The following is a 15,028-nucleotide window of genomic DNA, read 5'->3' as shown; positions in this document are numbered from 1 at the left end:
CCATTATTGCAAGTTGCAGATTTTGTCGAGGCACTGAGTGGCCTTGCCCAGGCTTTTTACCAGCAGTTGGGAGGTCAGTACGACGTTGGATAGCTCACGTGGGTATTGCTTGAAATCGTCCGGGTCGGAGCCTTTGTTGGTTGATTTGAGTGCATGCGCAAGACGGCTTTCCAAGGCCTTGACGTGCTGTCCGGCCTCTGCCAGCAGCGAAGGTCCCGCAGGATTGTCTACCCGGGTGGTAGTCGCTCCTGGGCGGTTCAGCGATGAGGTGAAAAAGTCTACGTCTGTATGAGAGGCAGGATGACTTCGTGTGTTAAAGGCTTCTTCGAGGGCGTTGCGTTGCACTGAAAAGTCAAGTTCTTCTATCTTCATGTAAAGCCTGCTATGTCGATACTTGAGGCAGCCTACCTGGAACGGCTGATATCAAAAGTTGCTATTTCAGCGAACAAGAAAGCCTCCCCGATGGACAACACGGGGAGGCGGTTGTGTTATCGAACTTCTTTAGCTGCCGCATATTTGTTGGTGATTTGCTTGGCTTTCAGGCTCAACTCGAAACCCTCTCGAGCAATGGCCTCTGCCTTGTCTAACAGATCATCACTGCTGTTGCCTGTGCCGGGTTTTGTTCCTGGGGCGGACAGGAAATTATTGTTGGTGCTGGGGGGCGTAATACTTGGAATAGACATAATAAACTCCAACTGCAATGTTTGAAGGGGATACACGTTCGCCGTTAGCCAAGCCCTATTTATGCCTTAGCATGTCAATAACGCCTTGAGCGTGGCCCTAGTTGTGTGGTGTTTAGCAACAAGGCGTTCCAAATGTTTCAGTGGTAGATGTTTCTTAATATTTGTAAGCGCGTTAAGCCAGGGATATATTCAACTGCTTCATTCTGTAGTAAAGCGTGCGCTTGGCCACGCTTAGCTCCACTGCGGCGCTATCCACACAGTAATCGTGGCGTAGCAGCGACTCTTCGATCAGTGCCTTTTCCAGCTGCTGCAGGCGTGCTTTCAGACCCATCACGGATTCCTGCCTGATGTTCAAGGACGTGGAGAGAAGCGGTAAGCCCAGGACGAAGCGTTTGGCTGTCGAACGCAGTTCACGAACGTTGCCCTGCCAGGGATGGCTTAGCAATTGCTGCAGCAGCCCACTAGGCGGCGGCGGGGCCGAACAGCCGAAGTGGGCAGCTTCTTGCTGGATCATTTCCAGGAACAACGGAATGATGCGCTCACGCCGGTCCCGCAAGGCCGGGAGTTGGATGTTGACGACATTCAGGCGAAAGTACAGGTCGCGCCTGAAGGTGCCTTGTTCGACCATTGTGTGCAACGAGTGTTGGGCCGACGCAATGACACGCATATCGACGGGGATGAAACGGGTCGAGCCTAGGCGCTCCACGCCGCGGGATTCCAGCACCCGCAATAGCTTGGCTTGCAGAGTCAGCGGCATGCTGTCGATTTCATCAAGGTACAGAGTCCCCAGATGAGCAGCCTCCACAAAACCGGCCCGTGATTGCATCGCACCGGTAAAGGCCCCGCTGTTGACGCCGAACAGCTGGCTTTCCGCAAGGCTTTCGGGGATGGCTGCACAGTTCACAGCAATGAAGCTACCGCGCCGCCCCGACAAATGATGAACCCGTTGTGCCAAGGTGTCCTTGCCGGTACCCGTTTCGCCCATCAAGAGGATGTCAATATTGAGGGTGGCAGTAGTATTGATGGTTTCTTCAATATCAGATCCTTCAATAAAGAGTGGATCTACTGGCGTATCTATTTGAAACGAGGCCGACATCGTGCGGGTGCTCCACTGTCGCTGTCACTTCATTGTTGGCCTGATGCTCTATCAATATCAGCCGATAACGGTAACTTACCAAGTTTCTCGTTGAGGCTGTAAGAGATGAATGAGAAAGATCCTGTAAGAAAAGTAAGAGTTGTTCCGGGAGAGGCGAGTTGTATATGTAAGGGGGTGCATAAAGGCGCGGAAGAAAACAGGATTAATCTGAAGTGTGAGTCGTAATGGCTGCGATGAAGGTTATTGTCAGGGCGAGCGCCCACAAAAAAGCCGATGCAATGCATCGGCTTTTGTTTGCGGAAAAAACCGCAGAGAGCACTTATACGTTGAAGCGGAAGTGCATGACATCGCCATCTTTAACGACGTATTCCTTGCCTTCCAAACGCCACTTACCGGCTTCCTTGGCGCCGGCTTCACCCTTGTACTGAATGAAGTCGTTGTATGCGATCACTTCGGCACGGATAAAGCCTTTTTCGAAGTCGGTGTGAATCACGCCGGCAGCTTGTGGGGCGGTGGCGCCAACCTTGACGGTCCATGCACGGACTTCTTCCACACCGGCGGTGAAGTAGGTCTGCAGGTTGAGCATTTCGTAACCAGCGCGGATCACACGGTTCAGGCCAGGCTCTTCCAAGCCCAGGGCTTCGAGGAACATGTCCTTTTCTTCGCCGTCTTCGAGCTCGGCGATTTCCGCTTCGATCTTGTTGCACACCGGCACGACGATCGCGCCTTCTTCGTCGGCGATGGCCTTGACCACATCGAGCAACGGGTTGTTCTCGAAGCCGTCTTCGGCGACGTTGGCGATGTACATCACAGGCTTGGTAGTCAGCAGGTGGAAGCCCTTGATCACGGCCTTCTCATCGGCGCCCATGTTCTTCATCAGGCTGCGTGCAGGCTTGCCTTCAGTGAAGTGCGCGATCAACTGCTCCAGCAGGCCCTTCTGGACCACTGCGTCCTTGTCGCCACCCTTGGCGTTACGCGCGACTTTCTGCAGCTGTTTTTCGCAGCTGTCGAGGTCGGCGAAGATCAGTTCCAGGTCGATGATCTCGATGTCGCGTTTCGGATCGACGCTGTTGGAAACGTGAATCACGTTCTCGTCTTCAAAGCAGCGGACCACGTGAGCGATGGCATCGGTTTCACGGATGTTGGCCAGGAACTTGTTGCCCAGGCCTTCACCTTTCGAGGCGCCGGCGACCAGGCCTGCGATGTCGACGAACTCCATGGTGGTCGGCAGGATGCGCTTTGGATTAACGATAGCCGCCAGGGCGTCCAGGCGTGGATCCGGCATCGGCACGATACCGCTGTTGGGCTCGATGGTGCAGAAGGGGAAGTTCTCCGCCGCAATACCGGATTTGGTCAGGGCGTTGAACAGGGTGGATTTGCCGACGTTGGGCAGGCCGACGATGCCGCAATTGAATCCCATGGTGTTTCCCCTCGGTAAGAGTCAGGCCTTCTGGCTGTGCAGGTTTTTCATCGCGCGGTTCCATTCACCGGCGAAGATATCCGGCAGCACGCCGAGGGCAAAGTCGATGCTGGCATCGAGTTTTTCCTGTTCGGCGCGTGGCGCACGACCCAGGACGAAATTTGAAACCATACTGGCAACGCCTGGGTGGCCAATGCCGAGCCGCAGACGGTAGAAATTATTCTGATTGCCCAACTGCGCGATGATGTCGCGCAGGCCGTTGTGCCCACCGTGCCCGCCGCCGAGCTTGAGCTTGGCAACACCGGGTGGCAGGTCCAGTTCGTCATGGGCCACCAGGATTTCTTCAGGCTTTATCCGGAAGAAGCCCGCAAGCGCCGCTACGGCTTGGCCGCTGCGGTTCATGTAGGTGGTGGGAATCAACAGACGAACATCCTGACCCTGATGCGAGAAGCGTCCGGTCAGGCCAAAATATTTGCGATCGGCTACAAGGTTCACACCTTGCGCGTGGGCAATACGCTCAACAAAAAGGGCCCCCGCGTTATGCCGGGTCTGTTCGTATTCGGCGCCTGGATTTCCCAGGCCAACGATCAGTTTAATGGCAGTCACGACAGGGGCCCTTCCTTTGGAGTTGTGGATAACATCGCCTGACCTTGGTGCGGCGAAAGTGGACAACAGTAGCTCATTTACTCAAGAGTAAACGTCGCGTTATCGCCCGCTTTCTCGCTACGTTCCGGTCCGCGATGTTTCCTCAAGCTCCGGCAATACAGAGTGAATTACTCTGCAGCGCCTTCTTCAGCTTCTGGTGCAACGCGTGGAGCGTGTACGTTGGCAACAGCTTTGTCATCACCGTGAGCCAGTGCAACGAACTCAACGCCTTTAGGTGCTTTGAGGTCGGACAGGTGGATGATGGCGCCAACTTCAGCGGCCGACAGGTCGACTTCGATGAACTCAGGCAGGTCTTTCGGCAGGCAGGTCACTTCGATTTCGTTCACAACGTGAGAAATCTCGCCGCCTTTCTTGACCGGTGCTTCTTCACCGATGAAGTGCACAGGCACGATAGCGGTCAGTTTCTGGCCGGCTACAACGCGAACGAAGTCAGCGTGCATGATGAACTGCTTGGACGGGTGACGCTGCATCGCTTTAACGATGACGTTTTGCTTGGTGCCGTCGACGTTCAGCTCGATAACGTGGCTGTAGGCAGCTTCGTTTTCGAACAGCTTGGCGATTTCCTTGGCCAGGATGGTCACGGACTCAGCAGGCTTGTTGCCACCGTAAACAACGGCTGGGATGTTGGCGGCGTGACGCAGGCGGCGGCTCGCACCTTTCCCCAGGTCAGTACGCGCTTGGGCGTTCAGAATAAAGTCAGTCATTTTGTATCTCCAAAATAGCCATCATCGAGGGGCGTTTGCGACCAGCGCCGTACTCGACATGGGCAAAAAAGCCCCGCCCCAACAGAATGTCGGGGCGGGGCGCTTTTCGTCAGTGGGATGTGCCGAAGGTTTGACCCTTAGCGGAACATCGCGCTGATCGATTCTTCATTGCTGATGCGGCGAACCGCTTCGGCAACAACCGGTGCGATATCCAGTTGACGGATACGCGCACAGGCTTGAGCGGCGGCGGACAACGGGATGGTGTTGGTCACCACCAGTTCGTCCAGCACGGAATTCTCGATGTTCTCGATCGCTCGGCCCGACAGCACAGGGTGTGTGCAGTAGGCGAAGACTTTAGCCGCACCGTGCTCTTTCAGGGCTTTCGCCGCATGGCACAGGGTGCCGGCGGTGTCGACCATGTCATCAACCAGAATACAGGTACGCCCTTCGACATCACCGATGATATGCATCACTTCAGAGTGATTGGCTTTTTCACGGCGTTTGTCGATGATCCCGAGGTCCACGCCCAAGGATTTGGCAACAGCCCGTGCACGCACGACGCCGCCAATGTCCGGGGACACGATCATCAGGTTTTCAAAGCGCTGGTCTTCAATGTCATCCACCAATACCGGGGAGCCGTAGATGTTATCTACCGGAATATCGAAGAACCCCTGGATTTGGTCAGCGTGCAGGTCAACCGTGAGCACACGGTCGATGCCTACCACGGTCAGCATGTCAGCAACGACTTTCGCGCTGATAGCCACACGTGCGGAACGCGGACGGCGATCCTGACGGGCATAACCAAAGTAAGGGATTACAGCTGTGATTCGAGTCGCTGAGGAGCGGCGGAAGGCATCAGCCATCACGACGAGTTCCATCAGGTTATCGTTGGTCGGAGCGCAGGTCGGCTGAATAATGAAGACATCTTTACCGCGGACGTTTTCATTGATCTCGGCTGTAATTTCGCCGTCGGAGAATTTACCGACAGAGATGTCACCGAGAGGGATATGCAGCTGACGTACGACACGCCGAGCCAGATCGGGGTTAGCATTCCCCGTAAAGACCATCATCTTGGACACGCGCAGTACCTAGAGGCTGAGGGTAACCTGGATGAGTATTAGAAAATGGCAGGGGCGGCTGGATTCGAACCAACGCATGGCAGGATCAAAACCTGCTGCCTTACCGCTTGGCGACGCCCCTGTATCTGTTGCAACGAGTGCCTAACACTCGGTTCCTTTTAGAGCAGACTTTGCAGCTTGCGATGCAACATCGAAACGTTGCTTCCCTTTGCTACAAACCCTGTAAGGGTCTCTGTAAGAAGGGCCGAGACTTTATCAGCTTCAGCTTTGCTTGGGAAGCCCCCAAACACACAACTTCCAGTTCCGGTTAATTTTGCTTCGGTAAATTTACCTAACAAATTCAAAGCGTTACGTACCTCTGGATAACGCCTTGCTACAACCGGTAAGCAGTCATTTCGACTGTTTCCCTTGGGAACGGGGCGCACTTTAATGGGAGGAGAGTTACGTGTCAACAGTGGATCTGAAAAAATTTCTGCTGTACTTACAGATACTTGCGGAACAAGCACGACATACCACGGCTCTTCGGGGTATTCAGGGGTGAGTTTCTCCCCGACGCCCTCGGCGAAAGCCGCGTGCCCGCGCACGAAAACCGGGACGTCCGCCCCCAGCGAAAGGCCCAGCGCCGCAAGGCGATCAGGATCCCAGCCCAGCTTCCACAAATGATTCAGGCCCAGCAAGGTGGTCGCGGCATTTGAGCTGCCGCCACCGATACCGCCGCCCATGGGCAGGATTTTATCGATCCAGATGTCGATACCGAGGGGGCAACCGGATTGCTCCTGAAGTTTTTTTGCCGCCCTCACAATCAGATTGCTGTCGTGAGGCACACCTTCGAATTCGGTGTGCAACTGGATCACGCCGTCGTCGCGTACGGCGAAGGTCAATTCATCGCCATAGTCGAGAAACTGAAACAGCGTCTGCAACTCGTGGTAGCCATCTTCACGGCGACCCAGAATGTGCAGCATCAAATTGAGTTTTGCGGGGGAGGGCAGGGTCAGGCGTTCTACTGTCACGTTATTGCCCCAGCTTGCGTGGTTGCCAATCCTTGATCACCAGCGTGACGTCAAGGTCGGTGCCGTGCAGCTTGATGCGCTCGGGCAGCCAGTAACCGCTTTGTTCGACGTAGCTCAGATACTCGACCTGCCAGCCATCCTGCTCCAGGGTGGCCAGGCGGCTGTCGCCGTTGAGGCTCAGGCGGCTCTTGCTATCCGGTGCCGGCAAGCCGCGCACCCACCAGACCAGGTGAGACACCGGCAGCTTCCAGCCAATCTGTTCTTCCAGCAGCGCTTCCGGCGAGGCCGCTTCGTAGCGCCCCTGGTTGGCCACTTCAAGGCTCACTTGCCCCGGGCGCCCGGTCAGGCGTGCGGCGCCCCGGCCCAGCGGGCCGGACAGGCGAATGTCGTAGTAGTCCTGGCGTTGCAGCCAGAACAAGGTGCCGCTGCCGGAATCCTTCGGCGCGCGAACCCCAACCTTGCCTTCGATCTGCCAGCCGTCAATGCTGCTGAGCTGGTCCTTGTGCTGTTTCCATTGCGCCGGGTTGCCCTGGCCTTCAACGGATTCACGGCTGCCTATGCCCGCGCAACCGGCGAGCAGGGCGATAAAACTGAAGACTACAACGTGGCGCAAGAACATAAGCTTAAAGGGTCTCGGATCCGGTCAGGCGCTTGATGGTGCCGCGCAGGATGGGGCTTTCGGGTTGTTCCTTGAGGAATTTTTCCCAGATTTGGCGTGCTTCGCGCTGCTTGCCGTTGGCCCACAGCACTTCGCCGAGGTGGGCGGCGACTTCCTGGTCGGGGAAGCGCTCCAGCGCCTGGCGCAGCAAACGTTCGGCTTCATCCAGGTTGCCCAGGCGGTAATTCACCCAGCCCAGGCTGTCGAGCACGGCCGGGTCTTCCGGGTTCAGCTTGTGGGCTTGTTCGATCAGCACCTTGGCTTCGTCGTAGCGCGTGGTGCGATCCGACAGCGTGTACCCCAGGGCGTTGAGCGCCATGGCGTTGTCCGGGTCGCGCTTGATGATCAGGCGCAGGTCTTTTTCCATCTGTGCCAGGTCATTGCGTTTTTCCGCCTGCATGGCGCGGGTATAAAGCAGGTTCAAATCGTCGGGGTATTGCAGCAAGGCTTGCTGCAGCAACTTCCAGGCGCGTTCGCCCTGATTGTTGGCCGATAACGTTTCGGCCTGGATCAGGTACAGCTGGATCGCGTAGTCCGGTTCGGCATCGCGCGCCGCCGCCAGGCGTTTTTCCGCCTCGTCGGTGCGGCCGTTGCTCATCAGGATGTCCGCCTGGCGCAACTGAGCTGGCAGGTAGTCGTTACCCGGGCCGACCTGGGCGTATTCGAGCAAGGCCGCCTGCGGGTCGTTGCGCTCTTCAGCGATACGACCGAGGTTCAGGTGCGCCGAATCCACATGGCTTTCGCGCTGGATCAACTCTTCCAGATACCCCTTGGCCTCGTCCCACGCCTTGGCTTCCAGGCAGACCAGCGCCAGGGAGTAGCGCAGTTCGTCGTCGTCCGGGTATTGCTGGACCAGGTTGGCGAACTGCACTTTGGCGTCCTCCATACGGTCCTGCTCGACCAGCGTGCGGGCGTACGTCAGGCGCAGACGCTTGTCATCCGGGTACTTCTTGATGCTTTTTTCCAGCAGCGGAACCGCTTCCTTGCTGCGATTGAGATTCTGCAGCAGGCGTGCACGCAGCAGGATCGGCGCGATCTCGCCGTCTTCCGGCGGATTCTGTTCCAGCAGTTTCAGTGCAGCGTCGGCCTCGTCATCCTGTTGCAGCAGCAATGCTTTACCGAAAATCAGCTGGCTGTTCTTCGGGTGCTTTTGCAGGAGGCGGTCGAAACTCTTCATCAGGCCATTGCGCGTGTCCTGGTCGGTGTCGGCGGCCGACAGCGCGAGGAAATCGAAATGGGTGTCGCCCTTGCCCTGCAGGACTTTCTCCATATAGACCATGGAGTCGTCATAGCGCCCTGCGCGTGCCAGTTGAACGGCAGCGGCGCGTTGGGCTTCCAGATCGTCCGGCGCGTTTTTCGCCCAGATCAGCGAAGTATCCAGCGCAGCCTGGTCGGCGCCCAGATATTCGGCGATGCGAAACGCGCGCTCCGAAATGCCCGGGTCCTGGGTATTGATGGCCTGGGTCACGTAGTTATCCAGGGCAATATCGAAACGATTGCGCTGGCCGGCGAGTTCCGCGGTCAGCAGGCTGTAGATCGTTTCTTCCTTGAACGAGGAATAAACCTTGGGCTTTTCAGGGGCGGGGGTGCTGTCTTCGACCGGCGGCGTACCGTCCGGCGACACGGGGGCCAAGGCCTGGCAGCCGCTGAGGAAGACAAAAGCAAGGAGCAACGCGGAAGATCTATTCATATAGGAAGAGGACGACTAACCTGCGGTCGGATCATCATGACACAAGCCTTCGGTCAAACATAACCGAGACTCAGCGGATGCCTTTTATAGACACAAGGCATTAGGACAATAGCCTACGGTGGTTGTTCTGAATCATTCGAAGTAGGACAATTGTCGGCTTCCCGACATCATCAGCGATATTGAATGGCCTTCCTCGCACTCGGTATTAACCACAAGACTGCTACCGTAGACGTGCGCGAGCGCGTTGCGTTCACGCCAGAGCAGTTGGTTGAGGCCTTGCAGCAGCTCTGCCGGCTCACCGACAGCCGCGAAGCTGCGATCCTTTCGACCTGCAATCGCAGCGAGCTTTATATAGAGCAGGAACATCTTTCGGCGGATGGGGTGCTGCGCTGGCTGGCCGATTATCACCATTTGAGCCTCGACGACCTGCGCGCCAGCGCTTATGTGCACGAAGAAGATGCGGCAGTTCGTCACATGATGCGCGTCGCCGCAGGGCTCGACTCGCTGGTGCTGGGCGAGCCGCAGATCCTGGGCCAGATGAAATCCGCCTACGCCGTGGCCCGCGAGGCCGGCACCGTGGGGCCGTTGCTGGGCCGCCTGTTCCAGGCCACATTCAATTCCGCCAAGCAGGTGCGCACCGACACCGCCATCGGTGAGAACCCGGTGTCCGTGGCGTTTGCCGCCGTCAGCCTGGCCAAACAGATTTTCAGCGACCTGCAGCGCAGCCAAGCCCTGCTGATCGGCGCCGGTGAAACCATCACCCTGGTCGCCCGTCACCTGCATGACCTGGGCGTAAAGCGCATTGTGGTCGCCAACCGTACACTGGAGCGCGCGAGCATCCTCGCCGAGCAGTTCGGTGCCCATGCGGTGTTGTTGTCGGACATCCCGGCCGAACTGGTGCGCAGCGATATCGTGATCAGCTCCACCGCCAGCCAGTTGCCGATCCTGGGCAAAGGCGCGGTGGAAAGTGCACTGAAGCTGCGCAAGCACAAGCCGATTTTCATGGTGGACATCGCCGTTCCCCGGGATATCGAGCCCGAAGTCGGCGAATTGGACGACGTTTACCTCTACAGTGTCGACGACCTGCACGAAGTGGTCGCCGAAAACCTCAAGAGCCGCCAGGGCGCTGCCCAGGCCGCTGAGGAAATGGTCAGCACCGGCGCCGAAGACTTCATGGTGCGCCTGCGTGAACTGGCGGCGGTGGACGTGCTCAAGGCGTATCGTCAACAGGGCGAACGCCTGCGCGACGAGGAGTTGAGCAAGGCCCAGCGCTTGCTGGCCAACGGCAGCAGCGCCGAAGAGGTGTTGATGCAACTGGCCCGTGGCTTGACCAACAAGTTGCTCCACGCCCCCAGCGTACAGTTGAAAAAGCTTACCGCCGAAGGCCGCCTCGATGCGCTGGCCATGGCCCAGGAACTCTTTGCCCTCGGTGAGGGCGCGTCAGATAGCTCTTCGGATAAAAAACCGCAATGAAAGCGTCACTGCTCAATAAACTGGACGTGCTCCAGGACCGTTTCGAAGAACTGACCGCCTTGCTCGGCGATGGCGAAGTCATTGCCGATCAGACCAAGTTCCGTGCTTATTCCAAGGAATACGCCGAAGTCGAACCGGTTGTCGCCACCTACAAAAACCTGCTCAAAGTGCAGGCCGACCTCGAAGGCGCCCAGGCGCTGCTCAAGGACAGCGACCCGGACATGCGCGAAATGGCCGTGGAAGAAGTCCGCGAGGCCAAGGAAAAACTCGCCGAACTGGAAGGTGACCTGCAACGCATGCTGTTGCCCAAGGACCCCAACGACGGGCGCAACGTGTTCCTCGAAATTCGCGCCGGCACCGGTGGCGACGAGGCGGCGATTTTCTCCGGCGACCTGTTCCGCATGTATTCGCGTTACGCCGAGCGTCGTGGCTGGCGCGTGGAAATCCTCTCGGAGAACGAGGGTGAGCACGGCGGCTATAAAGAAGTCATCGCGCGGGTCGAGGGCGACAACGTCTACGGCAAGCTGAAGTTCGAATCCGGTGCACACCGCGTACAGCGTGTGCCGGCGACTGAATCCCAGGGCCGTATCCACACCTCCGCGTGCACCGTGGCCGTATTGCCCGAGCCGGATGAACAGGAGGCCATCGAGATCAACCCGGCCGACCTGCGCATCGACACTTACCGCTCGTCGGGCGCCGGTGGTCAGCACGTGAACAAGACCGACTCCGCCATCCGCATCACCCACTTGCCGTCGGGCATCGTGGTGGAATGCCAGGAAGAACGTTCCCAGCACAAGAACCGTGCGCGGGCGATGTCGTGGCTGTCGGCCAAACTCAACGACCAGCAGACCAGCGCTGCCGCTAATGCGATTGCCAGCGAGCGCAAGTTGCTGGTCGGTTCGGGGGACCGCTCCGAACGCATCCGCACCTACAACTTTGCCCAAGGCCGGGTCACCGACCACCGGGTCAACCTCACCCTTTATTCCCTGGACGAGATCCTCGCCGGTGGCGTCGAAGCGGTGATCGAACCATTGCTCGCCGAATACCAGGCCGACCAACTCGCAGCGATCGGTGAATAAATGACCATCATCGCCAGCCTGTTGCGCGCCGCCGACCTGCCAGATTCGCCTAGCGCGCGCCTGGACGCCGAGTTGTTGCTGGCCGCCGCCCTGGGCAAACCTCGCAGCTACCTGCACACCTGGCCGGAAAAAATCGTCAGCAGCGAAGATGCGTTGACCTTCGCCGGTTACCTGCAGCGCCGCCGTGGCGGTGAGCCGGTGGCCTACATTCTCGGCCAGCAAGGTTTCTGGAAGCTTGACCTGGAAGTCGCGCCCCACACCCTGATCCCTCGCCCGGACACTGAATTGCTGGTGGAAGCGGCACTGGAATTGTTGCCGGCCACGCCCACCCACGTTCTTGACCTGGGCACCGGCAGTGGCGCCATCGCCCTGGCCTTGGCCAGCGAGCGTCCGGCCTGGCAGGTGACGGCGGTCGACCGCGTGCTCGAAGCCGTGGCCTTGGCCGAGCGCAACCGCCAGCGCCTGCACCTGAATAACGCGACGGTGCTGAACAGCCATTGGTTCAGTGCCCTGCAAGGCCGCACGTACGACTTGATCATCAGCAACCCGCCGTACATTGCCGCCAACGACCCGCACCTGGTGGCGGGCGATGTGCGCTTTGAGCCGGCCAGCGCACTGGTCGCGGGCCATGACGGCCTGGACGACCTGCGGTTGATCATCGCGCAGTCTCCAGCGCACCTGAATGCCGGTGGCTGGTTGTTGCTCGAACACGGTTATGACCAGGCTGCGGCCGTGCGTGACTTGTTGTCGGGCGAAGGCTTTGAAGAGGTCCACAGCCGTATCGACCTCGGCAACCACGAACGCATTACCTTGGGGCGCCGCCCGTGCTGACCGATCAGGAGCTGTTGCGCTATAGCCGGCAGATCCTGTTGCAGCAGGTCGACATCGACGGCCAGTTGCGCTTGAAAAACGGCCGTGCGCTGATCATCGGCCTCGGCGGCCTGGGCGCACCGGTGGCGTTGTACCTGGCGGCAGCCGGCGTGGGTGAGTTGCACCTGGCGGACTTCGACACCGTCGACCTGACCAACCTGCAGCGCCAGATCATCCATGACACCCACAGCGTGGGGCAGACCAAGGTCGATTCGGCGCTACAGCGCCTGGCGGGCATCAACCCCGAGATCACGCTGGTCGCCCATCGCGCAGCGCTCGACGCTGATTCCCTGGCGGCCGCCGTAACGGCGGTAGACGTGGTGCTTGATTGCAGTGACAACTTCTCCACCCGCGAAGCCGTAAATGCCGCATGTGTGGCGGCCGGTAAACCGTTGGTCAGCGGTGCCGCGATTCGCCTTGAAGGCCAGTTGTCGGTATTTGACCCGCGCCGCGCCGAGAGCCCGTGCTACCACTGTTTATATGGTCACGGCAGCGACACCGAACTGACCTGCAGCGAGGCTGGCGTGGTCGGCCCGCTAGTGGGCGTGGTCGGCAGCCTGCAGGCCCTGGAAGCGTTGAAACTGTTGGCCGGGTTTGGCGAGCCGCTGGTAGGCCGCCTGCTGTTGATTGATGCATTGACCACGCGTTTTCGCGAACTGCGGGTCAAGCGCGATCCCGGCTGCAGCGTGTGTGGAGTGCAGCATGGTTAAGGACGCGCCGATCGGTGTGTTCGATTCCGGCATCGGCGGGCTGACGGTGCTCGACGAAATCCAGCAGCTGTTGCCCCATGAATCGCTGTTGTATGTGGCCGACTGCGGGCACATTCCTTATGGCGAGAAAACCCCAGGCTATATTCTTGAGCGCTCGCGATTGGTGGCGGAGTTTTTCCGTGGCCAAGGTGCCAAGGCGTTTGTTATCGCCTGCAACACCGCGACCGTCGCCGCCGTTGCGGATTTGCGCCTGGACTATCCCGACTGGCCGTTGGTGGGCATGGAGCCGGCGGTCAAGCCGGCCGCTGCCGCTACCCGCAGTGGTGTGGTCGGTGTACTGGCTACCACCGGCACCCTGCAAAGCGCCAAGTTCGCCGCGTTGCTCGACCGCTTCGCCACCGACGTGCGGGTGATCACCCAGCCCTGCCCGGGCCTGGTGGAGCTGATTGAAACCGGCGATTTGTGCAGCCCCGCGTTGCGCCAGATGTTGCAGGGTTATGTCGAACCGCTGCTCAGCGCCGGTTGCGACACCATTATCCTTGGCTGCACCCATTACCCCTTCCTCAAGCCGCTGCTGGCCCAGATGCTGCTCCCCAGCGTCATCCTGATCGACACCGGCGCCGCCGTGGCGCGTCAGCTCAAGCGCCTGCTGAGTGAGCGCGACCTGTTGGCCAGCGCAAACCCGCAGCCTGCGCAGTTCTGGACCAGCGGCGACGCCGACCACCTCAGAAATATCCTACCAACACTATGGAAATCTCCCGGCGTTGTGCGTAGTTTTGGCTCGTGAAAAATTCGTGAAATATCGGGGTTAGAAGCTGAACTTCTGTCTACACGCCAGCTTCTATAGCGAGTTAGCCTGCACAAAACCAAATAACGTCGTTCTCAAAGGATTGTTTCTTATGAAGCGCTTGTTCTGTTTGGCCGCGATTGCGGCCGCAGTGGTGGGACACTCGGTTTCGGCACAGGCCGCCGGCCTTGAATTCGGGGTGGGGAGTACCAGCGATTCAACCATGACCTATCGGTTGGGCTTGACGTCGGATTGGGATAAAAGTTGGTGGCAAAGCGATACAGGACGGCTGACCGGTTACTGGAGCGGCGCCTACACCTACTGGGATGGCGACAAGCGCGCCAGTGTCAGCAGCCTGTCATTCTCGCCGGTGTTTGTGTATGAGTTTGCCGGGGAGAAGGTCAAGCCGTACATCGAGGCGGGGATTGGTGTGGCAGTGTTCTCCCGCACGCGGGTCGAGGACAACAACATCGGCCAGGCCTTCCAGTTCGAAGACCGCTTGGGCTTTGGCCTGCGCTTTGCCGGTGGGCATGAGGTGGGCATTCGCGCCACGCACTATTCCAACGCGGGCATCAGCAGCAACAACGACGGGGTAGAAAGCTACTCGCTGCACTACACCTTGCCGCTGTAAACCCCCGAGCACCACAAACCTATGTGGGAGCTGGCTTGCCGGCGATGCAGGCACCTCGGTGTATCAGTCATACCGAGGTGATGCCATCGCAGGCAAGCCAGCTCCCACATTTGAATATCGCCATATTCGCGATCAGCGGTAAGCGGTCGCAATGCCCTGTCGCTCTTCCAGGCACTCCGGTGCGCCCATTTCGAACTCCCGGCAAATCAGTGGCCGTCGCTCATAGATCGTGCACATCATCGTGTCCCGGTCCAGCGCCGCGCACCAGCCGTCGTCCAGGCGCAGCATCACCTCGCCGCCCCAATCGTCGGTATCGATATAGCGCTCCGGCACGCCGGTGTCGGTGATCAGCATCACTTCCAACTGGCAGCAGCAGGCCGCGCACGTCGAGCAAGTGACGGCGGGTTCGGGGATCTGGAAGTGGGGGATGTCGGTCATAGGCGCGCAGTGTAAGGCAAGCGCGTCATGCGCG

17 protein-coding genes and 1 tRNA gene are annotated in these 15,028 nt (G+C 58.9%); 6 read left to right on the top strand and 12 right to left on the bottom strand.

Translation table 11 applies throughout. The features are described from left to right. Nucleotides 1–3: 3 nt before the first annotated feature. The 11 genes from M2394_RS07565 to M2394_RS07515 form a co-directional block, all read right to left on the bottom strand. A complete protein-coding gene (locus tag M2394_RS07565; protein WP_178919227.1) occupies nucleotides 4–372 on the bottom strand; it encodes an EscI/YscI/HrpB family type III secretion system inner rod protein in 369 nt (122 codons plus the stop codon). A 116-nt stretch (nucleotides 373–488) separates the two neighbouring features. Continuing rightward, a complete protein-coding gene (locus M2394_RS07560) occupies nucleotides 489–683 on the bottom strand; it encodes a hypothetical protein (protein ID WP_178919225.1) in 195 nt (64 codons plus the stop codon). A 172-nt stretch (nucleotides 684–855) separates the two neighbouring features. After that, nucleotides 856–1,779, bottom strand: coding sequence for a sigma 54-interacting transcriptional regulator (locus M2394_RS07555; protein ID WP_178919222.1), 924 nt, complete (start codon nucleotides 1,777–1,779; stop codon nucleotides 856–858). 319 nt (nucleotides 1,780–2,098) lie between these two features. After that, entirely contained in the window at nucleotides 2,099–3,199 is a 1,101-nt protein-coding gene (gene ychF / locus M2394_RS07550; RefSeq protein WP_178919220.1) for a redox-regulated ATPase YchF, read from the bottom strand. A gap of 21 nt (nucleotides 3,200–3,220) precedes the next feature. Further along, entirely contained in the window at nucleotides 3,221–3,805 is a 585-nt protein-coding gene (gene pth, locus M2394_RS07545) for an aminoacyl-tRNA hydrolase (protein ID WP_010213318.1), read from the bottom strand. A 167-nt stretch (nucleotides 3,806–3,972) separates the two neighbouring features. Next, nucleotides 3,973–4,569 carry a 50S ribosomal protein L25/general stress protein Ctc gene (locus M2394_RS07540; RefSeq protein WP_178919218.1) on the bottom strand — a complete coding sequence of 199 codons (597 nt, stop codon included), beginning with the start codon at nucleotides 4,567–4,569 and terminating at the stop codon, nucleotides 3,973–3,975. A gap of 137 nt (nucleotides 4,570–4,706) precedes the next feature. Then, complete coding sequence (locus tag M2394_RS07535) at nucleotides 4,707–5,648, bottom strand: ribose-phosphate pyrophosphokinase (protein ID WP_003171603.1); 942 nt, start codon at nucleotides 5,646–5,648, stop codon at nucleotides 4,707–4,709. Nucleotides 5,649–5,694: 46 nt separating this feature from the next. Further along, nucleotides 5,695–5,769, bottom strand: a tRNA-Gln gene (locus tag M2394_RS07530). Nucleotides 5,770–5,806: 37 nt separating this feature from the next. Beyond that, nucleotides 5,807–6,610, bottom strand: a complete 804-nt coding sequence (gene ispE / locus M2394_RS07525) for a 4-(cytidine 5'-diphospho)-2-C-methyl-D-erythritol kinase (RefSeq protein WP_218646939.1) — start codon at nucleotides 6,608–6,610, stop codon at nucleotides 5,807–5,809. Between the two features lie 49 nt (nucleotides 6,611–6,659). Continuing rightward, nucleotides 6,660–7,277, bottom strand: coding sequence for a lipoprotein insertase outer membrane protein LolB (gene lolB / locus M2394_RS07520; protein ID WP_178919214.1), 618 nt, complete (start codon nucleotides 7,275–7,277; stop codon nucleotides 6,660–6,662). Between the two features lie 4 nt (nucleotides 7,278–7,281). Then, a complete protein-coding gene (locus tag M2394_RS07515; protein ID WP_259171998.1) occupies nucleotides 7,282–9,006 on the bottom strand; it encodes a tetratricopeptide repeat protein in 1,725 nt (574 codons plus the stop codon). A gap of 183 nt (nucleotides 9,007–9,189) precedes the next feature. Between M2394_RS07515 and hemA the strand changes: the two genes are divergently transcribed. From hemA to M2394_RS07485, 6 genes are all read left to right on the top strand, one after another. Continuing rightward, a complete protein-coding gene (gene hemA, locus M2394_RS07510; protein ID WP_176995193.1) occupies nucleotides 9,190–10,479 on the top strand; it encodes a glutamyl-tRNA reductase in 1,290 nt (429 codons plus the stop codon). Beyond that, the gene (gene prfA, locus M2394_RS07505) at nucleotides 10,476–11,558 is read left to right on the top strand and encodes a peptide chain release factor 1 (RefSeq protein WP_176995192.1); all 1,083 of its coding nucleotides are present in this window, start codon (nucleotides 10,476–10,478) and stop codon (nucleotides 11,556–11,558) included. Before hemA ends, prfA begins: the two co-directional genes overlap by 4 nt. Then, nucleotides 11,559–12,389: a peptide chain release factor N(5)-glutamine methyltransferase gene (prmC, locus tag M2394_RS07500; protein WP_178919210.1), complete on the top strand. Its 831-nt coding sequence runs from the start codon at nucleotides 11,559–11,561 to the stop codon at nucleotides 12,387–12,389. After that, a complete protein-coding gene (locus M2394_RS07495; protein WP_259171997.1) occupies nucleotides 12,383–13,138 on the top strand; it encodes a molybdopterin-synthase adenylyltransferase MoeB in 756 nt (251 codons plus the stop codon). Before prmC ends, M2394_RS07495 begins: the two co-directional genes overlap by 7 nt. Beyond that, entirely contained in the window at nucleotides 13,131–13,925 is a 795-nt protein-coding gene (gene murI / locus M2394_RS07490; RefSeq protein WP_259171996.1) for a glutamate racemase, read from the top strand. Before M2394_RS07495 ends, murI begins: the two co-directional genes overlap by 8 nt. A gap of 112 nt (nucleotides 13,926–14,037) precedes the next feature. Beyond that, the gene (locus M2394_RS07485; protein WP_259171995.1) at nucleotides 14,038–14,556 is read left to right on the top strand and encodes an acyloxyacyl hydrolase; all 519 of its coding nucleotides are present in this window, start codon (nucleotides 14,038–14,040) and stop codon (nucleotides 14,554–14,556) included. A 132-nt stretch (nucleotides 14,557–14,688) separates the two neighbouring features. Here M2394_RS07485 and M2394_RS07480 read toward each other — a convergent pair whose 3' ends face one another. Then, nucleotides 14,689–14,994 (bottom strand): YkgJ family cysteine cluster protein, encoded by a 306-nt coding sequence (locus M2394_RS07480; protein WP_178919204.1) that lies wholly within the window; start codon nucleotides 14,992–14,994, stop codon nucleotides 14,689–14,691. Between the last annotated feature and the right edge of the window lie 34 nt (nucleotides 14,995–15,028).

This window comes from Pseudomonas sp. BIGb0164, from assembly GCF_024810135.1.
Taxonomy (GTDB): domain Bacteria; phylum Pseudomonadota; class Gammaproteobacteria; order Pseudomonadales; family Pseudomonadaceae; genus Aquipseudomonas.
This window is presented reverse-complemented; position numbering and strand designations above follow the sequence as displayed.